The sequence below is a fragment of the Vibrio sp. 1641 genome (genome assembly GCF_033339995.1).
In the GTDB taxonomy this organism is placed as follows: Bacteria; Pseudomonadota; Gammaproteobacteria; order Enterobacterales; family Vibrionaceae; genus Vibrio; species Vibrio alginolyticus.
On record NZ_JAWOVP010000011.1, the window covers coordinates 83546 to 101419 of the forward strand.

Here is a 17874-nt window from a genome sequence, read left to right on the forward strand (position 1 = left end):
AGGATTGACCGTTAAGGATATTGAATTTCGATCGTTTGCAGCTGGTAACCTGCTTGACGGTAAATTTTATATCTTTCTCTTGCGAGTTGTTTAGCTTTTTCTTCGCAGGGCACGAAGTCTACCACTTGAGCAAACTTGTTCGCAAAGGTTGTCTCATTTTCCGCCAAATTAATTACCAGCTGACGGTTCCAATTAGGTTTTACACCTTCATGGCCGATTTCAATGTTGGTGGCGTATTTCGGTCCCTCGCCTACGAGGTTATGTGCCATGAACTTGTCTGCATCAACTTGCCAAAAGGCTTCAGCGAGCTGCTCGGCGTGTGGTTTGTCTTGGCAGTTTAAATACACTTTAGCGCCTTGGCGAGCAAAGTGCTGAGCCAAAAACACGATGTATTCTTCAAAGCCAGCCACCGTTGCTTGCGGGCTCTCTTCGTTAATGATGTAGAAGGTTGCAGTTTGCATCATTCTCTCACTTGCCTTGGGTCTCTTCCTAAGACCATCTTAAGTCCCACTTTCATTTTAGAAAATTAGGATAATAAAAAAGGGCCTTGCGGCCCTTTTAGATTCTGTTCAGAAATTACTCTTCTGTCTCTTGGCCGCTGCGGTTCAAAAGGAATTGGACAAGCATTGAGACAGGACGGCCCGTTGAGCCTTTCGCTGCGCCTGATTTCCACGCGGTACCTGCGATATCGACGTGTGCCCAGTTATACTTCTTCGCGAACTTAGATAAGAAGCAACCCGCAGTAATTGTGCCACCAGGGCGACCACCAATGTTTGCCATATCCGCAAACGGGCTCTTCAACTGTTCGTGGTACTCGTCTGCCATTGGTAGACGCCATGCACGGTCACTCGCTTGCTCAGAAGCGTTTACTAGCTCATGAGAAAGAGGGTTGTGGTTAGAGATTACGCCGCTGATATGGTGGCCTAGTGCGATAACACAAGCACCAGTTAGCGTTGCAACGTCAACCACGCAGTCTGGTTCGAAACGCTCTACGTAAGTCAGTGCGTCACAAAGAACAAGACGGCCTTCAGCATCCGTGTTCAGAACTTCTACAGTTTGACCAGACATGGTCGTTAGGATGTCACCTGGACGGTAAGCGTTGCTGCCAGGCATGTTTTCACAGCCCGCTAGAACACCAATAACGTTGATTGGTAGGTTTAGCTTCGCCAGCGCTTTCATTGTACCGAATACCGATGCCGCACCACACATGTCGTACTTCATCTCATCCATACCTTCACCCGGCTTTAGAGAGATACCGCCTGAGTCGAAGGTTAGACCTTTACCTACGAGCACAATCGGTTTTGCATCTGAGTCAGGGTTACCTTTGTACTCGATGATAGACATCATAGATTCGTTTTTAGAACCACGGCCTACTGCTAGGTAAGAGGTCATACCCAGCTTTTCCATCTCTTGCTCACCAATAATTTTGGTGGTTACGGTTTCGTAGTCGTCCGCTAGACGACGAGCTTGAGAAGCAAGGTAAGCTGGATTAGCTACGTTTGGCGGCATGTTGCCAAGGTCTTTTGAGGCTTTGACACCTGATGCGATAGCAAGACCATGAGTGATTGCTTTTTCACCCAAGTTCAATTCACGACGCGTTGGTACGTTGAAAACAAGCTTGCGCAGTGGGCGGCGAGTCTCAGGTTTCACGCTCTTGAATTGATTAAATGTGTATAGACCATCTTTAGTCGCTTCTACAGCCTGGCGCACTTTCCAGTATGTATCACGACCCTTAACATGCAGTTCAGTTAGGAAACATACCGCTTCCATTGAGCCTGTCTCGTTAAGTGTGCTGATCGTCTTTTGAATGATTTCCTTGTACTGGCGCTCGCCAAGTTCACGCTCTTTGCCGCAACCGACAAGTAAAACGCGCTCTGACAAAACACCTGGTACTTGATGCAGTAGCAGCATCTGACCAGGTTTACCCTCTAGATCACCACGGCGAAGTAGTGAACTGATGTAACCGTCACTGATTTTATCAAGTTGTTCGGCTACTGGAGAAAGGCGACGTGGTTCAAACACACCAACAACGATACATGCGCTACGTTGTTTCTCTGGACTGCCACTTTTTACACTGAACTCCATGCGTACTCCTACATCCTGAAGACAAATTGCTCTAAATGTTAGATAATGATCGCTTACTTGTTGAATTTTAGCTCCAGACTTAACATGCAGAGCTGATTAAGCGACTAACATCTAGTTTATAATTTTTAAAAAAATAAATGGTTCAACGGGAAACTATAGTGATTCGACCAAAAAAACAAGTTTTGTATAGGTAATTTCAGCGTGATTATTGTTAGATATTTGATCCGCGAAACACTCAAGAGCCAATTTGCGATTTTTTTCGTACTTTTTTTGGTGTTTGTAAGCCAGAAATTCATAAGTGTTCTTGCTGATGCTTCTGATGGGGATATTCCTGCTGGATTGATTTTCTCTATTGTTGGTTTGAACATGCCAGCAATGGGTCTGTTAATGCTGCCTTTAAGTCTGTATATCGGCATATTGATCACATTTGGTCGTCTGTATGCAGAGAGCGAAATTGTCGTAATGAACGCGACAGGTATTGGTAATAAATTCTTAGTTCAAGCGGCCTTATACCTAGCGTTGATTACTTCAGCGGTGGCGGCTTTCAATGCGTTGTGGCTATCGCCGTGGTCTCAAGACCGCGTTGAGCAGCTTTATGAGCAGGTAGCGTCAGAAAACAGCGTTGACCTACTTAAAAAAGGTCAGTTCCAAGGTACACCAGACGGTTCATCGGTTGTGTTCATCGATGACATTAAAGACAATACCTTGAGCAACGTTTTTGTTGCGCAGATGCGCCCTCGAGATTCAGTGTTACCGAGTGTGATGTTCTCATCTTCTGGTGAAGTAAAAGAGCTTTCGGACGGTCGTCAGATCATCACTATGAAAGAAGGTACGCGTTATGAAGGTGTGCCTACTCGCGTTGAATATATGATCACGAAATTCGATGAATACGAAGGTGTTATCGGCCAACGTGAGGTCAAAAAGAAAGGGCGAGACTGGGAAGCATACCCAACGGTTGACTTGATAGGTCACCCAGATCCAGAGGCGCAAGCGGAGCTACAATGGCGAATTTCGTTATTTGTGTGTATTCCACTCTTAACAATGCTCGTTATTCCTTTGTCTGCGGTGAATCCGCGTCAGGGACGGTTTGCCAAAATGGGGCCTGCGATTCTGATCTATCTAGCGTATTTCTTGGCGATCAGTGCAACCAAATCTGCATTAGAAGATGGTGACATCCCGGCTGCTATTGGTATGTGGCCAATCAATGCGATGTTGCTGATTGTTGCTATCATGGCGAATATGATGGACAGCGTTGCTGCTAGACGAATAAAAGACAAATTCCGCAAGAAGAGGCTCGCGTAAGCTGTGTTCAAAATCTTAGACCTTTACATCGGTAGAACCATCATCTCTACCACTGCCTTGGTTTTAGCGACGTTTGTTGGCTTATCGGGCATCATCAAATATGTAGAACAGCTACGTAAAGTAGGGCGAGGTGTGTACGACCTCACTCATGCGTTGTACTTTGTGTTACTCAGTGTGCCGCGTGATATCGAAATGTTCTTTCCAATGGCGGCATTACTCGGTGCCCTGATCGGCTTAGGTATGTTGGCTTCAAGCTCTGAGCTGGTGGTGATGCAAGCTGCTGGTTTCTCTAAGCTGGATATCGGGTTATCGGTACTAAAAACGGCCGTCCCGCTCATGATTGTCGTTATGGCGTTAGGTCAATGGGGCGCTCCTGAGGCCCAGAAGATGGCCCGTGACTTACGTGCGTTTGCGATATCAGGTGGTAGCATTGTGTCTGTGCGCTCAGGTGTGTGGGCTCGTGACGCAAACGACTTTATCTTTATAGGTAAAGTCGAAGACGACAAGCTTTATGCTTTAAATATGTGGCGTTTTGATGATGATAAGAATCTACAAAAAGTTATTTTCGCCGAAGAAGTCGACTACCAACAAGATAACAACTGGCTGATGCGCTACGTACAAATTACGGACATGGAAAATGAAAACGTAATTTCAAAGCAAGACATCGAACAGATGGAGTGGCACACCTCTTTGGCACCAGATAAGCTAGCTGTGGTGACCGTGAAGCCAGAAGAACTGTCGCTGAGCGGTTTGTATGATTATGTGACTTACCTGAAAGCATCGGAACAAGATGCATCTCGCTATGAGTTGGCGTTTTGGCGTAAGTTGACTCAGCCGCTTTCAATTGCTGTGATGATGTTAATGGCGCTATCTTTTGTTTTCGGTCCACTCAGAAGCGTGACCATGGGGGCAAGGGTATTGTCGGGCGTGGTTGCCGGGTTTACTTTTTACATATCCAGTGAGTTCTTTGGTCCATTAAGCTTGGTGTATGGCATATCCCCAGTGTTTGGTGCTTTGGCCCCGAGTTTGGTGTTCTTAGCTATTGCGATTGCACTACTACGAAGAAAGCTATAACTGAAGCATCATCGAATAAACCAAGTTTTACCGAACCAAATGTAAAGGAAGGCATTACGCCTTCCTTTTTTGTGTTCCTAGACAAGTTAGTTTGCCTTAGGTAATACAACAACCTCTGTTTTGGCCCAAATGTCGTGGAAACCACGTTTCTTCGGATCAATCGGTACAGTCAAATTTGCCAAGCCAAAGCCAGATGTCGAAATACGAATCAGAGCTTGAGTTACCGTAATTGGTGCTCCGTCTTTGGCATTGCGAACTCGAAGCTTCCAAGCGCGCATCCCAAGAGTTTGTCCTGCTCGCGTCCAGAAGAACACAAAGAAATATATCCACACACCCGCAAGATAAAGTGTAAATAGAGGGCTCAATACAGGGTGCTTTCCGAGCATATCTGCGGCATCAGCGTACTCGCCATAGCTCAACAATCCTGCTGCATTTAGTGCAAACACAACGGCCATAACAATACCTGCGGCCATCATTTCAATTGCGATAATAATCAATGTGTCGTAAATCAACGCTGCAAGTCGACGAAAGAGACCAGCAGGTGGAAGAGTTGTAGACGTTGTCATTATTCCATCACTTACCTTAAAAATTGTGCGTCAGAATATAGATTCCCTCACCAAGAGAAAAGAGACCTAACGCACAGAGTCTTTAATTGTGTATAAACGAAGAGACTTTTCTGCCCTACGTTATCAGCACATGTCATGATACACGAGGCCGTGCAGCAATATGTTTCAACTGAATTCGACTCTCTTAACCATTGGCTTTTTGGTCTGTGACCAGATTAGATAGCTGAGAGAGTTGGTGTTTCTCATCTTCGGTATAATGTTGGCTTAATGAAAGCTCTAAAGCTTTTTCTGACAGCTTGATTGCTGGTGACAAAAATAACTTAGGGTGCATACTAGAGAGAGCTAGCAAGGCCTTTTGTAGGCGAATCTGTATTTGGAGTTGCGCTGCACCATCGTGTGCTATCGGCAAAAAGACATCATCGAACAAATCCTGGCAGCTCAATGCGGGCACAAATAGTCTAGGATATCGAGTTTTGGTAGGAGGCTCACTGAGTAGGTCTCCCCATAATGAAAGTGCTCGTACAGAACGCCCAAGAACGTCAATTGCGGTGCCATTATCATTTACAGCCGGAGATAGTGCTCGTGAGGCGATTTCCGCCATAACGACTAAACCAAAGCGAGGGTCCTGATCATATGAACGCTCCGTTCGAATCGTGAAGGCTGCCGTTACTTCGCTTTCGTCTGGCAATTCTCCACAAACCCAAGCCAATGGTTGACCTACGTACACAAAACTTCCCGGTTGTCGCTCAAGATAGATGGTGCATTGGTTTGCTTCAGCAATACTATCGAGATGATGCATATCAACATGCTGTAAGTAGCCAATTTCTTGGCTCAAAATAGGTTTACTTCCTCTGGGTTTATGTTCTGGGTGGCTCCACGGGTGAGCACCTAGCCAACGCTCTTTGCCCCGTTTTCTTATCGCATCTAACAAGGCTTGCTCCACGTATGAAGTGGTTTCACTGACCCTTCCTAGTACGGAAAGGTGCTGAATCCAACGTAGCAGAGTGAGTATGATCATCACGATTACGGCGATAGTCACGATGAACAGATAAATTTGTGCTTGTTGATGATAGGCCCCAATACCTAGCGCGATAATTCCTACCAAACTAAATAGAAAAGAGCCAAGAAAGGTTGCTAAGGCATTTTGTGTTGTGCTGTCTTCCATCAACAGTTTTGTCGCTCGCGGCGTTACCCCTGCACTAGCGGCACTGTACGCTGAGACCATAATATTGAGAGAGAATGTAGTCACTGCAAGCATGGAGGTTGCGAGGATATTTAATATGTTGTTCAACAAATCCTTGCTGACGTTGATGGCAGGGGGCAGAGTAATGAACTGGTTTAAAACAATCGACATTAAGGCGGTAGCAACAGCTAGTAATGCGTAGAGTGACGTCCGGACCCACAGTTTTCGTGTCATCTGTTTCAGTAACCACTGCCATTTTGACCCAGTCATTCTTTGCTCCTATTCAGTTCTCACTAGAAAGTCGATAGAAAATTCAGAAAGTTATTCTTGCTTAAGCATAGGTTAAATGCCCGTCGTTCTGCTTGATATTTCATGCATCACGAAAGTAAGAAAGCTGCTTGCTTCAAAGAATGGTGCTCTTGAGGTGTGAATTACCACGATTCTGTTACCTTAATTGATAGATGAATTAAAAGTATGTGATTGAAAAGAGGTAGCGCATGATTGTAGTTACAGGTGCAAGTAGCGGTTTAGGGGCGGAACTAGCAAAGCGTTATGATGCGGAAGGCAAAGAGACGTACGTAATAGGAAGAAACACAGAAAAACTATCCGCACTAGCAAAACAACTCTCTCATAACGTCGGCTATCAAGCTTGCAACCTCTCATTACATCAAGGTGTGAAACAGCTCTTTGATGGGATGAAACAGCCGCCTGAAATGGTCATTCATAGTGCAGGAAGTGGTTATTTTGGCTTACTGGAAGAGCAGGAGCCGGAAGAGATTCAAAAGTTGATTGATAACAACCTGAATTCTGCGATTCATGTGTTAAGAGAGTTAGTAAAGCGTTACAAAGATCATCCAATAAAAGTGGTCATGATCATGTCCACAGCCGCGCAACAACCTAAAGCGCAAGAGTCTACGTATTGTGCAGTGAAATGGGCCGTCAAAGGATTAATTGAGTCGGTTCGTTTGGAGATAAAAGGAAAACCTATGAAAATTATCGCGGTTTATCCTGGTGGAATGGATACGGAATTCTGGAAAACAAGCGGCAATACGATGGACACGAGTCACTTCATGCAAGCAGAAGATGCCGCAGAGATGCTCCATAATGCGTTGTCGAGCATTGGGAATGGTTATGTTTCTGATATTACAGTGAATAGAACTTAAAAAGAGTTTCGTATACTCATTTTCATCTGGAAGAGTAGTAGAAAATGGAGCGTACGTTTCTTATGAGTACAGCTTTGTCACACTTTGTGGCGAAATTATCAGCAAACGATAGTTATTTAAGGTATTTATGCTTGCGCAGGTCAAAAGCTTACGTATAATGCCAACCATCAAAGGGCAATAGCCCAAAGATGCCGGTGTGGTGAAATTGGTATACACGACGGATTCAAAAAAAGTTTTAAATCAAGTCGTTATACAAAAAATAAAAATTTTATCACCAAAGCATTACTAAGAAGTCGCTATTTAAAGCGGCTTTTTTTATGTCTGTAATAAACTACCTTCATACCGAACTATGGTGCATACATGGTTCATCCCTTCTAAATTTACTCTTTTAATTTCCCAAACAACACCAAGTAACTGCCATCTCACAAGTCAGTATTACCAAGTGCTCAACGCCGCCAGAACCATGTTACGACCATGGTGACTTTACGGTACTATGCGGTTTTGGCTTTGCCTTTATGGAACAACTGATCGTTTTGATGGATAGTCGAAAAGTCGGTTTGAGATAGGAGGTTTTGCGGTGTGTGTTGTAAGTGCGTTGGAGATATTGACATAAGATATTCACGCACAGGTAGTAATGATAAGAATAAATGGGGGCAGGGTAACCGCCCCCATATATGATTAAGGCTTACTGCTCGCAATTATCCCCTGTCTTAGCTACCCAAGTTGCTCCGTTGTCATAAGAGCACTGTTCAGCGTAAGTACCGTTTGTGTATATGAGAGTACGAGACCAATGACCTGCATTGTTGTGAGAGGTTGTGCGTTGTGATAATTCTGATGTTGGTTCGTATTCCGCAAGAATACGCCCCCAAAGGTAAGCACCGTAGTCATTAGTGTCATTAAAGTCAGTACTAATGAAGTTGACGGCATCGAACTCGCTTGCATCTATAGTCGCTGGGTCAACCATGACAAGGTGACCAAGGCCCGTTTCCGTCGTGCTGGCAAAGAAGTGCTGTGAACCTGCGTTACTATTCGGGGTTTGCACACGTGTGGTTAATTGTTGTTTTACAGTATCTTTAAGCGTTGACCAGTCTTCGTTTATACAGTTATTTGCTTCTTTTGCGGTTGAGCTAAACACATTCAGGACACCGTATGCGGTATCAGTTGTTTGCTCAATCCACTCCATCGCAGAGCAGTCATTTGCATTTAGATTGTCATTAAACGAGATGGTCCATTCGTAGGTGATATCGTCCAAATTAATACGATAGCCTGAATTGTACTCAACAGTTTTTAATACAGTATTTAGATTGTCAGTCACGGCTTCAGTTGTAGTAGACCAGCCTTCAGCCTCGCCTAAATTTAGATATGTTTGTTTGTACCACCCATCTGCGAAATGAGTTCGTCCATCCCAGTCACTCTTAAAGTACTCCACCCATGCAGCAACGGCATTAGGGTTATTAGCTTCAATAGCCACGGTATCTGCGTATGAGGCTTTCATGGATGGGACTAGTGCAGCAGCTATAGCGTGAAGGTTAGTATCACCTGTTTTGATATAGTCACCATAAAGCTCATCAACGGTTACGTTATAGCGTTGTGCAACACGGAATTCCTGTTCTTCTAAACGGTCTTTGATGCGTTCACGCGTATCAAAGCTTGCTTTTACATTGTCACACGTCAGTTTTTCACCATCAGCATGCAGCTCTTTCTGTATAGTTCCCCAAACAACAGTAGTTAGTGGGGTAGTGTTCTTGATTTCCTGATCGGATGTTATCGCAAATGCTGGTGGGTAGGTCATTTGGTAAGCTTCTGTGACTTCACCGTAGTCAGAGTCTATAGCGCCTACAGGAACATCGACAACTAACGGTACGTATTCAGAACATTCTGCATAAGATCCTGTTGTCAGGAGTTCCCATGAACCATCTTCACCTGTAACGACGCTAGGCTCACCAGCGTTTAATTTGCCATTATAGTTGACGTCTAAAAATACTGTTGCACCAGTTAAGTACCCGTCGATAGCTGTACCTTTTAGGGTTTTTGAGCTAGGTGATGAACCACTCGAAGAACCTCCACCACCGCCGCAAGCTGCGAGACCAATAGAAACCGATGTTACAAGAAGGATTTTATTTATATTTTTCATTTTGATTCTTTATTTCAATGATTTAGATAGCCAACGGCGAAGGGTAATATATGAGGCTTATTTCATTCTGTGATCTTTGTTGAGTAATTGCTCTTTAATCTGACTGTTCAGTTGTGTGTATCAGTTCTTTCTTTATATACAATCTGTTGATATCGATATGCAACTGTGTAATCTTCTTTATAGTGGTGGACAAATGGAGCTTGACCAACTATGAAGATGATTTTCGTCGATGCTGAAAATGTAGGACTGAAGGAGCTAGAAAAAATTAACGCTTCTGTTGTTGATAAAGTCTTTGTTTTTTCTAAGTCAGATTCAGTCAAGCTTGTTTGTGAAAAGTCGTTGTACCTGTTCTTATCTGACTATCCGACAGGTCAGAACCAAGCCGATTTCTATATCATTGCATATCTGTCTAGGGTGCTACTTGCTTTAGATAAAAAGCAGTTGGGCTCTGTTCATTTTGAGCTATACAGTAACGATGAAAGCTTGATTTCAGCATTTGAGTTTCAGTGCAAGCAATTAGGCGCACCTTTTCAAAGCATCAGAACTAGAGAGAACACAGTTGTTCCAATTGTTAAGCCACAGCAGACACCCCAAAAATCTCCTGAAGACAAGCTTCTTCATGCTTTGAAGTCTCCTCGTGCTTTAGATCCTAGCTTTCAAAAGCAGCTAGGGCTGTCAAAGTCAGATTTTACCAAGGCAATCAATGAGCTTTCCAAGAATAACCAAATCAAGCGCAGTCCTCAGTCCAAGAAAAAATGGGTTAGGTGTTAGTCGGCTGACTTACCGACCTCATTAAAGAGTAATAAATGGCGGTATTATCCATCGCTACTACTAACCATCAGTGTGTGAATATCGCTGTCCTAAGCTCATTCGGTGGCTACTAGAGTACCTTCTGGTGGTAATTGTACGGGATTAGTGTCTCGACTCTCGGTGTGCTCTGAACAATGTCCTTTCGGTAGAGTTTCTATGCGAGAGATAGGGACTCGCTTTGCTTCGGGTGTCTGTGACTAGTTGATTTTGTAAATGTGGTGGAATGGAGTGGGAGCTAGGTTTCGGATAGGGTATTGATATTAAATATATAATAACCAGTACAACAGCTTGCCGTAGGCCGCTGTTGTACTGGTTATTATTAATATGTTAGTGGTTCGGGTGGTGAAATTCGGTGTGCGGGTTTGCATGAGCTTTAAGGAGAAAGTGTGAGTAAGATAATTTTGGTTCGAAGCCCAAGTGAATTAATTTCTAAAAATTTAGCTGGGTACGGGTGGGACTGTATTGAGATGTCGTCTTTCTCTGACTTTGAAGATTTAATGAAATATGTTGAAGATGAGCAGATCAATATTGGTCGACAGAGAAATCAAATTTCTCGATTTTTCCATGCTAAGCCCGGAGATATAGTCGTAGTTCCTGTACATAGAGCTATTGTTATTGGAATTGTTCGAGGCGGAAAGTCTTATGATGAAAATGGCGGCTATGGAGCTAATCGTATTAATGTCGATTACTTTAAAAATGAACATGGTGAGCCGATTAAAATTCCTCGCGCGAAGTTATCACAGCGATTGGAAAGTCGATTAAAAATCAGAATGACGATTGCTTCATTGAATGAATTTGCAGATGAAATAGAGGGGTACGTCACTCAGTTAAAAGACAACAACCAAGTCTGTTTTGACAGTATTTTTCAACAGAAGAAGGATAAACAAGTTGCTGACTTTAAAGAGACTCTACTTTCTAGATTAAGAAATGGCTCGACTACTTTGGCAAGTGGAGGTTATGGCTTAGAAAGGTTGGTTAAAGAGCTCATGGAGTTGGAAGGATACTCTGCTCATATAGCTGCGAAAAATAAGACCTCAGATATTTCTGATGTCGACATTGAGGCAAGTCGCACTGACCCGGTATCGAGTAACCGAGTGTTTATCCAAGTTAAGCACCATAGAGGTGAAACTAGTGGTTGGGGAATTCGCCAACTGGCTGCTATCGAAGAAGATGAACATGTTGATAAATGGCTTATTACTACAGCAAATGTAGCTGATGAGACTTTGGAGCTTGCCAAGAAAGAGAATGTTTCCGTAATGGATGGCTCAAAGCTTGTTGATTGGATTTACGATAGAATTGATGAGTTGTCACCTTCAAGCAAAGAACAACTGGGTATCGGGATATTGCCGCAGGTAATCACATCTTAGACTTCAAATCAATATTCGGTCAGTGTGCATATCTGTATGAAAAGTAGCCGAAATAAAACCTCCTTCAAGCATTTAATAAGATTAAGAATCTATATCTTAATGGAGGTTTGAATGAGTAAATCACAACGACTCACTACCACTTTCCTCAACAACCTTAAACCCAATCCGGCTAACGCTAAGTCGACCGATTACGAAGTCAATTTATCTGCTATGAAAGACAGTGGCTTACCTACTGGTGTTCGCTGCTTAGTGGGTAAATCTGGCGGGAAACGCTTCCTGCTGCGTTATACCAGTCCGGTAACAGGTAAGAAGGCATCTATTGGTCTTGGTAAGCACCCTGAAACTGACCTCGCCACATTGCGCAAAACAGCCAAAGAGTATCGCCAGCAAATTATAGAAGGCGTTGATCCTAAGCTTGAACGTGACAATCAGACTACCGAGAAGACGATGACTCTTGAACGGTTCTTTGATGAAGTCTATTTGCCTCTCGCTAAACAGAAACGTAGTTGGAAGGATGATGTCGCTCGGTTTCGTTTAGCAAAGTCGATACATCATATCTCGATTCACGACCTAACTGCCGCCGATATCATCAAAGTCCAAATGGAGATGCAAAACGCCGTTACGATTAAGGGGAAACCATATGCTCCTGCTTCGATTAATCGCGTTCTGGCTCTATTGAAAACTATTAACCGTCAGGCATACAAGTTGATGGACGCGCCGCTCATTGCTGACAAGGTGAGCTTGTTGAAAGAAGATAACGTGCGAACTGGGTACTTGTCCGAATCACAGCTAAAGGAGTTTATAGGTCACGCACTGAACCATGAAGACAAAAGTATTGGCGCGTACCTAGCTTTGTTGTTTTTGACTGGCGCGAGGGATAAGGAACTGCGTTTACGCTTGAAATCCGATGTGAATTGGGAGGAGAAAACACTCACTATTCCACATACGAAAAACGGTAGTAGTCACGTTATTTATCTAAGTGATTACATGCTTGATATTTTGAGGTCGGTGCCTCATGTGGCGAATAATCCGTATCTCTTTCCTGGACGCAAAAAGGGTAAACCAGTAGGGCAACCTAGGCATGCTTTCAAGGCTATCAAAGTCAAGATGGGACTGCCCGACATACCCGGAGATAAAGCGAATCTAACTCTGCACAGTGCTCGCCATACGGTTGGGAGTTTGTTAGCTAGCCAAGGAGTCTCGTTACACGACATAGCCAAGCAGTTGAATCACGCAGACCTTTCATCAACAAGACGCTATTCGAAGCTGACTGTAGGGCGTCGGAGGGAGATTGGCTCTCGTTTATCGGATATGGTGACTGCGAAGCCAGAGATACGTTGGGAATAAAGAAGTTAGGTTTAACCAGTTAATTTAGACATGACATTAGAAAAGCCCCTGTTTAGCTCATCGCTAAACAGGGGCTTTTTCATTCTTAAACGGAGATTAGACATGAAAACAGTAAACAAGTTTGAAGACATTCAATCACTACCAATGCCTGATGGTGTGAAAGCAAAATTGCTAGAGCACCTGATAGAACCATTCGGTGATGAAGAAAATACGAAAGCGTTCTGGGATGAAGTCGGTACGACCTTGTACTTGATTGAGGAAGGGGATACCAACGAAAAACTTAATGAAGAATCTGAGGAAGATCTGCACTTCCTTCGCTTTGTCACTAATTACCCTGAATGGGTGTTGTTGTTAAACGATGATGCCTGTCCTTGGTTGCTGGCGGTCGCCATAGTGACCATGGAGGGCTCAGGTGTGTACTGCTGCGCTCCAATGAACAGTCCAACGTTCCCTGTCGCCAAGTTAGCTGACCAAACTGAATCTTAAAACCAAATTAAACCTGAACAATTCCATCTTAAAGGAGGTGTCCTATGGCACGTAAATCAAACCAACAACAAGAAACGGTTCAACCTGAAATCGTAGAAGGCAATGAACAAGTCACAGTCACTAACGATCAACCAGTAGACCATTTCACTAATATCGTGTGCGAGGGTAAAGCGAAGAAGTTAAGTCCGAAAACGGAGAACCATGTGTTCTATGAAATCGCCTTACATGACGAGGAAAACGAACTCTATATCCGTATGACTGGAAATCAGGGCTCTGGACTGCATAGTAAAGAGATGATCCCGCTTAAAGATATCACCGCTGTTCTAGACGTGCAGGGCGATAAGCCGTTCAAGAGCTCTGTGCTGAAGTGTGTATTTTCTGGACAGTCAGCGAACAACGCGGGTTTTATGGCAGCTTGCTGTAGGGGGCTTGGTCTTATCATCCAGTCGGAGAAGTCAGTGTTTCTCCACGTTCTAGCGCCAGACTACGAGCAACGTCGTGATGAGTTGCTGTCTCTCGTGGACGCTGAAACCAAAGCGAAATAACCCCAAAACCACATTACCCATTACCATCCAAGCCAACTCTGGCTTTCATACTGAGCACTTAGCAAGAGTGCTTCCCTGACAATTTAAACGAGATTTTATTATGAAATTAGTCTTTGATACTGAGCGCCTTTTGTTACCGATATCAACTAGTCTTCAAGATGCTTTAAACCGAGTGATCAGCGAATCAGGCAAATGGACACCCATGATCCAATCGGTTGTGATCAACTTCCGAGATTCATCCTACAGTTCGGAAAACGGCGGTTGGCACCCTGTTGAAATCAGGCTTGTTCGTCTCTACGACCAGTGGATTTTTGATTACATCACTGACTTTGCGTATTGCGGTGGTCCTTATCCCGAACTGGTTAAGGAGGTGGATTTTAACTTCTCATCTGGAACAGCGAGTTTTTCCTATGTTCCGGAACTGCCGATAACAAGTAGTGAGGTAATGGAGTTCTACTCGATGTGGGAATCCAACTTTCTTAGCTACGTCGAAATGGGCGTGTTCGATGAGATAAAAGTCACTGTGGATTAGCCCATCGGTAACAAACCAAGTAGAAAGCACCATGTATGTACCATAAAATAGTCGACTCACTTCCTCGTGACACTAAGGCTTCCCATTGTCCCATGTTCGTCATGGTGTGATGGGAAGCTTTTTTCATTGGGGCAAGTTTTAGCAACGTTTACCCAATCCGTTGCCTTCGGGATTCAGAGGGGATGAAGTTGCTGGATGCAATGGACGGTGGAAACACCAAGGAAGGAAGCGTTAATTTTAACGAGTTTGGTTGGTTTACACTGGTGTTTTGTTATTAAAAGCTCCCATTGCTATGTCGAAGCAATGGGAGCAGTAAGGGATGGGAGGCCTATATAAAATACCGAGAGAATGATTTGTCTGATGCTATCTCTGCAACTAGGGGTAAAGGCTTCCCTTAATATGCAACGAGAGGTGCCCTTAGTAATTTGTTAGTGGCTTGGCGTGAAAACTTGGTCATTTTCAACGTTACTATGCGCTGTAAGCGGTAATCCACGACTCCCACACATTAATCTCAAACCCGTTGAGTCAAAAAGGAACTTGTCACCGGAATCTATAGTGACAAGTTCAATTCATGGCTCTGTTTATCCAGTCATCATACCCAGTAGATAGCCAACGGCGGTGAAGCTTAACAAGTTAGCGATATCAACTAGGTAAAAATACGGACTGGACTGAGTGATTTGGAGCAGAGTTCGTGCATCAGACATCATGGTTATACCCCTATTAAAATTTTACCTTCTTCGAAGTTATTTTAGTGTTTGCTAATTAACGACCAAAAACGGCATCATTTTGAGTTTTCCCTTGCACAGTATCGGTTTGAGGTTTCGCTAAATCACCCCTTTCCCTTATCCAACATAGGTAAACGCAAAATCGGTACATAGTGACAAGTTCATGGGTAGGACTGTCTGTAGCAGCGTAGTGAAACGACATTATGTCGGGGTTCTTTGTTGACTTGGAGCTGTGCTTTTAGAGAGAACGCTAGGGCGTTATTTATTAACGTGACAAAGTCATTACACGACACTTACGTACGGCAAATAAAGTATTTGGATCATCATGATCTAATTGCTCAGTAAGCTGATCGGTTTCGGTAGTCTGAAACGTGTCGACTACTTGTAACGATCCAATGTGGCGTGGAGATCGCGTATAAGTTCAAGCTTGAGACTGACTGGGGAGAGAACCTCGACTTGAGGTATCCAGGACTTCAACAAGGGCAAGATATCGCTCAATCTTGATACTCGACTGCTAAGCAACAAACTACCGTCGCTCAGTTCTTTCAATAGCTGCTGGTGGGGAAGAATCGTCCCTTCAAGAAAGCGTGGAGCTACTTCCCGATCAACCTGTACAAGCACCTCAGCATCATCCGGAGTTAGCCACTCCATCCCTTGTTTATATATCTCCTCGTGGACTTTTTGACTCGGTTTGTATTTATCTTCCCGGCGGTGAATCCGTGAAATATTCGGCAGTCGGTACGAATGTAGCTGATCACAGTAGGTCGCAGCGAGGAACCAGATACCACGGTCATTCACCAAGCGATAGGGATGGGCAGATTCAAACGTTTTGCCATTGTAGGTAAGGTCAATAACAGAGTGAGTGGTAATAACTTCGGTCAACTGTCTAAACAGCGCATCGAACTTCCCGATGGATTCGGAGCGTGGATTCTTAAACAGAACGGGGGTGTGACCGTTGAACTTGTAATGATTAGGTAGTAGCGCAGACAAACCCGTATCGTGCAGTACCTTGTTGGTATTCGCATTACCATTATTTCGAGTTACCGGATCTAACCGATAACCCTCATTGGTGCGGATAATCGGAGCGTTGACTAGCCTTTCATTGAAATCGCGTCTCAGGGTTTTCTCGCTTACCTGATAATCCGCGACTAACTGCTCAGGGGAGAGCACTTCTCCCATAAACAATCTCGTCAATATGTCACCTAGCCTTAAAGCTAGCTTTTCACTCTTATCGCTCATGCTACTAGCGTACGGTTTCCCTTGGACAGGTTGAGGGCAAAACATTTTTAAATGTTTCAAACCGTCGCGCACTGAGATTTGGCATAGCTTTCATTGGATAAGGCAGGGCAATGACGATGACTATTTTCACACTCATTCTGCGGTCTTGGACATACCCTGTCCGAGCGCAGTGGGATACTACACAACGTAGATTTACTACAACGTCAATTAAAGGAAACTATAATGAAAGTGACATTCATTAAGCCACTTATGGCATCAGGTTATTCATGCCGCTCTTTAGGTTGTCCCGGTTGGGTCAACAAGGGTGGGTCATGCGATACGTGTGGCGCAATGGATTACAGTTAAGAAGGAGTATTCGTTATGGGCGGTTGGACAGAAGACCAAGGTGACTATGATGATGGTACAGAAGATTCTGGCTTCAGTCAGGACTTCGACATGGAACCGGGCGACGATGGTTGGCTTGGCGGTGACTTCATGGCTGATGATGACGATGATTAAGTCCCATCACTAAATTTGGCTTATCAACAAGGGCGGTATCGAAAGGTATCGCCCTTTTCTGTATCTATAGAAAAGGAAAAACATTATGGCAAAAACACATTTTCATTCTAACCCTCAACAGCGCTGGTTTAAGCCGAGCGTATCAATGGGACTAAAAGGAGCGCATTACGGTTTTATTACAGCATCCCGACTTTGCCCTCAGTTTGTCGTACTTGGCGGAGCCATAGGATTTGTAGCAGGATCCATCGTCGGAGGGGCACTAGAGGAACTAGATGTTATCTAGTAAAGGAAGAAGTAGGGGGGACTCTGCTTCTTTTTTTGGTAGTTTCGTACCGACATTATGTCGTTTCAAGAGTGGAAAGCAGAAGGTCGAAAGGTGCTTGCTAACGTCCGTCAACAAACACCTTTCAGATAGGGCATGGAAATTCTTGCATGAAATAATCGCTAAGGTCTGGGCAATTTATTTGATAAAAAACGTACTATTAAAAAACTATTAAGTAGTGAGAGTAACTTGTAACACGTTAGTGACCAGTGACTTCGCTAATGACCTGCTTCAAGCGCTTCGCTGTCTCCTTGTAACCGAAAGAATCGCGTTTAGTGTCATAGTCGTGCACCAGCGCGGTTTCAAGCTCATCAAGGATTTGATCCCAGTGTTGGATCTTGCCACCTTTCGACTCGATATTCTGACCAACTTTACGAACCTCACGAAGGCGAGTTCGGCGGTTCTGGTTAGTGCGATTTGCTTCAGCGGTGAAAGCATTAACGATTAAATCATAGATAGACATGTTCATAATTTATATTCCAATAGTTAAGTAAAA

Annotated in this window: 20 protein-coding genes; 12 read left to right on the plus strand and 8 right to left on the minus strand. The window is 44.0% G+C overall.

Annotation, left to right across the window (positions count from 1 at the left end; all coding sequences use genetic code 11):
- Positions 1 to 11 precede the first annotated feature (11 nt).
- Together R7Z47_RS18570 and pepA are read right to left on the minus strand one after the other, a co-directional pair.
- Positions 12 to 461 carry a DNA polymerase III subunit chi gene (locus R7Z47_RS18570; RefSeq protein ID WP_031777270.1) on the minus strand — a complete coding sequence of 150 codons (450 nt, stop codon included), beginning with the start codon at positions 459 to 461 and terminating at the stop codon, positions 12 to 14.
- A 115-nt stretch (positions 462 to 576) separates the two neighbouring features.
- Complete coding sequence (pepA, locus tag R7Z47_RS18575) at positions 577 to 2085, minus strand: leucyl aminopeptidase (RefSeq protein WP_005381073.1); 1509 nt, start codon at positions 2083 to 2085, stop codon at positions 577 to 579.
- Positions 2086 to 2286: 201 nt separating this feature from the next.
- On the opposite strand from pepA, the gene lptF reads away from it, so the two are divergent.
- Entirely contained in the window at positions 2287 to 3387 is a 1101-nt protein-coding gene (gene lptF, locus R7Z47_RS18580) for an LPS export ABC transporter permease LptF (protein WP_005381072.1), read from the plus strand.
- Positions 3388 to 3390: 3 nt separating this feature from the next.
- The gene (lptG, locus tag R7Z47_RS18585) at positions 3391 to 4461 is read left to right on the plus strand and encodes an LPS export ABC transporter permease LptG (RefSeq protein ID WP_005381071.1); all 1071 of its coding nucleotides are present in this window, start codon (positions 3391 to 3393) and stop codon (positions 4459 to 4461) included.
- Positions 4462 to 4547: 86 nt separating this feature from the next.
- Here lptG and R7Z47_RS18590 read toward each other — a convergent pair whose 3' ends face one another.
- Both R7Z47_RS18590 and R7Z47_RS18595 read right to left on the minus strand, forming a co-directional pair.
- Positions 4548 to 5027 (minus strand): RDD family protein, encoded by a 480-nt coding sequence (locus R7Z47_RS18590; protein WP_005381070.1) that lies wholly within the window; start codon positions 5025 to 5027, stop codon positions 4548 to 4550.
- Positions 5028 to 5211: 184 nt separating this feature from the next.
- Positions 5212 to 6480 (minus strand): DUF2254 domain-containing protein, encoded by a 1269-nt coding sequence (locus tag R7Z47_RS18595; protein WP_005385537.1) that lies wholly within the window; start codon positions 6478 to 6480, stop codon positions 5212 to 5214.
- 227 nt (positions 6481 to 6707) lie between these two features.
- Between R7Z47_RS18595 and R7Z47_RS18600 the strand changes: the two genes are divergently transcribed.
- Positions 6708 to 7373 carry an SDR family NAD(P)-dependent oxidoreductase gene (locus R7Z47_RS18600; protein ID WP_262607042.1) on the plus strand — a complete coding sequence of 222 codons (666 nt, stop codon included), beginning with the start codon at positions 6708 to 6710 and terminating at the stop codon, positions 7371 to 7373.
- A 685-nt stretch (positions 7374 to 8058) separates the two neighbouring features.
- On the opposite strand, the gene R7Z47_RS18605 is transcribed toward R7Z47_RS18600, so the two are convergent.
- On the minus strand, positions 8059 to 9507 hold the full coding sequence (locus tag R7Z47_RS18605) for a hypothetical protein (RefSeq protein ID WP_061871905.1): 1449 nt from the start codon (positions 9505 to 9507) through the stop codon (positions 8059 to 8061).
- 210 nt (positions 9508 to 9717) lie between these two features.
- Here R7Z47_RS18605 and R7Z47_RS18610 point away from each other — a divergent pair, with 210 nt between their 5' ends.
- From R7Z47_RS18610 to R7Z47_RS18635, 6 genes are all read left to right on the plus strand, one after another.
- Positions 9718 to 10278: a hypothetical protein gene (locus R7Z47_RS18610; protein ID WP_029841376.1), complete on the plus strand. Its 561-nt coding sequence runs from the start codon at positions 9718 to 9720 to the stop codon at positions 10276 to 10278.
- 425 nt (positions 10279 to 10703) lie between these two features.
- Positions 10704 to 11684, plus strand: coding sequence for a restriction endonuclease (locus tag R7Z47_RS18615; protein WP_069529929.1), 981 nt, complete (start codon positions 10704 to 10706; stop codon positions 11682 to 11684).
- 111 nt (positions 11685 to 11795) lie between these two features.
- Positions 11796 to 13031, plus strand: a complete 1236-nt coding sequence (locus R7Z47_RS18620) for a tyrosine-type recombinase/integrase (protein ID WP_069529927.1) — start codon at positions 11796 to 11798, stop codon at positions 13029 to 13031.
- A gap of 102 nt (positions 13032 to 13133) precedes the next feature.
- The gene (locus tag R7Z47_RS18625) at positions 13134 to 13517 is read left to right on the plus strand and encodes a hypothetical protein (protein ID WP_025628537.1); all 384 of its coding nucleotides are present in this window, start codon (positions 13134 to 13136) and stop codon (positions 13515 to 13517) included.
- A 44-nt stretch (positions 13518 to 13561) separates the two neighbouring features.
- Positions 13562 to 14062 carry a hypothetical protein gene (locus R7Z47_RS18630; protein ID WP_025628538.1) on the plus strand — a complete coding sequence of 167 codons (501 nt, stop codon included), beginning with the start codon at positions 13562 to 13564 and terminating at the stop codon, positions 14060 to 14062.
- 100 nt (positions 14063 to 14162) lie between these two features.
- A complete protein-coding gene (locus R7Z47_RS18635) occupies positions 14163 to 14594 on the plus strand; it encodes a DUF2787 domain-containing protein (protein ID WP_062867450.1) in 432 nt (143 codons plus the stop codon).
- 581 nt (positions 14595 to 15175) lie between these two features.
- Here the strand turns inward: R7Z47_RS18635 and R7Z47_RS18640 are convergent.
- Together R7Z47_RS18640 and R7Z47_RS18645 are read right to left on the minus strand one after the other, a co-directional pair.
- Positions 15176 to 15301 carry a hypothetical protein gene (locus R7Z47_RS18640; protein WP_255212448.1) on the minus strand — a complete coding sequence of 42 codons (126 nt, stop codon included), beginning with the start codon at positions 15299 to 15301 and terminating at the stop codon, positions 15176 to 15178.
- Between the two features lie 396 nt (positions 15302 to 15697).
- Positions 15698 to 16603: a helix-turn-helix transcriptional regulator gene (locus R7Z47_RS18645; protein ID WP_079884759.1), complete on the minus strand. Its 906-nt coding sequence runs from the start codon at positions 16601 to 16603 to the stop codon at positions 15698 to 15700.
- A gap of 177 nt (positions 16604 to 16780) precedes the next feature.
- On the opposite strand from R7Z47_RS18645, the gene R7Z47_RS18650 reads away from it, so the two are divergent.
- From R7Z47_RS18650 to R7Z47_RS18660, 3 genes are all read left to right on the plus strand, one after another.
- Positions 16781 to 16903: a hypothetical protein gene (locus R7Z47_RS18650; protein WP_257978028.1), complete on the plus strand. Its 123-nt coding sequence runs from the start codon at positions 16781 to 16783 to the stop codon at positions 16901 to 16903.
- Between the two features lie 15 nt (positions 16904 to 16918).
- Positions 16919 to 17056 carry a hypothetical protein gene (locus tag R7Z47_RS18655; protein ID WP_023585706.1) on the plus strand — a complete coding sequence of 46 codons (138 nt, stop codon included), beginning with the start codon at positions 16919 to 16921 and terminating at the stop codon, positions 17054 to 17056.
- An 85-nt stretch (positions 17057 to 17141) separates the two neighbouring features.
- A complete protein-coding gene (locus R7Z47_RS18660; protein WP_025534413.1) occupies positions 17142 to 17339 on the plus strand; it encodes a hypothetical protein in 198 nt (65 codons plus the stop codon).
- 238 nt (positions 17340 to 17577) lie between these two features.
- On the opposite strand, the gene R7Z47_RS18665 is transcribed toward R7Z47_RS18660, so the two are convergent.
- Positions 17578 to 17847 (minus strand): hypothetical protein, encoded by a 270-nt coding sequence (locus R7Z47_RS18665; RefSeq protein WP_025534411.1) that lies wholly within the window; start codon positions 17845 to 17847, stop codon positions 17578 to 17580.
- Positions 17848 to 17874 lie beyond the last annotated feature (27 nt).

Coding starts and splice junctions, on each gene's coding strand:
- R7Z47_RS18570 (WP_031777270.1), bottom strand. CDS start 461: ATGCAAACTGCAACCTTCTACATCATTAACGAAGAGAGCCCGCAAGCA.
- pepA (WP_005381073.1), bottom strand. CDS start 2,085: ATGGAGTTCAGTGTAAAAAGTGGCAGTCCAGAGAAACAACGTAGCGCA.
- R7Z47_RS18590 (WP_005381070.1), bottom strand. CDS start 5,027: ATGACAACGTCTACAACTCTTCCACCTGCTGGTCTCTTTCGTCGACTT.
- R7Z47_RS18595 (WP_005385537.1), bottom strand. CDS start 6,480: ATGACTGGGTCAAAATGGCAGTGGTTACTGAAACAGATGACACGAAAA.
- R7Z47_RS18600 (WP_262607042.1), top strand. CDS start 6,708: ATGATTGTAGTTACAGGTGCAAGTAGCGGTTTAGGGGCGGAACTAGCA.
- R7Z47_RS18605 (WP_061871905.1), bottom strand. CDS start 9,507: ATGAAAAATATAAATAAAATCCTTCTTGTAACATCGGTTTCTATTGGT.
- R7Z47_RS18610 (WP_029841376.1), top strand. CDS start 9,718: ATGAAGATGATTTTCGTCGATGCTGAAAATGTAGGACTGAAGGAGCTA.
- R7Z47_RS18620 (WP_069529927.1), top strand. CDS start 11,796: ATGAGTAAATCACAACGACTCACTACCACTTTCCTCAACAACCTTAAA.
- R7Z47_RS18625 (WP_025628537.1), top strand. CDS start 13,134: ATGAAAACAGTAAACAAGTTTGAAGACATTCAATCACTACCAATGCCT.
- R7Z47_RS18630 (WP_025628538.1), top strand. CDS start 13,562: ATGGCACGTAAATCAAACCAACAACAAGAAACGGTTCAACCTGAAATC.
- R7Z47_RS18635 (WP_062867450.1), top strand. CDS start 14,163: ATGAAATTAGTCTTTGATACTGAGCGCCTTTTGTTACCGATATCAACT.
- R7Z47_RS18640 (WP_255212448.1), bottom strand. CDS start 15,301: ATGATGTCTGATGCACGAACTCTGCTCCAAATCACTCAGTCCAGTCCG.
- R7Z47_RS18645 (WP_079884759.1), bottom strand. CDS start 16,603: ATGTTTTGCCCTCAACCTGTCCAAGGGAAACCGTACGCTAGTAGCATG.
- R7Z47_RS18650 (WP_257978028.1), top strand. CDS start 16,781: ATGAAAGTGACATTCATTAAGCCACTTATGGCATCAGGTTATTCATGC.
- R7Z47_RS18655 (WP_023585706.1), top strand. CDS start 16,919: ATGGGCGGTTGGACAGAAGACCAAGGTGACTATGATGATGGTACAGAA.
- R7Z47_RS18660 (WP_025534413.1), top strand. CDS start 17,142: ATGGCAAAAACACATTTTCATTCTAACCCTCAACAGCGCTGGTTTAAG.
- R7Z47_RS18665 (WP_025534411.1), bottom strand. CDS start 17,847: ATGAACATGTCTATCTATGATTTAATCGTTAATGCTTTCACCGCTGAA.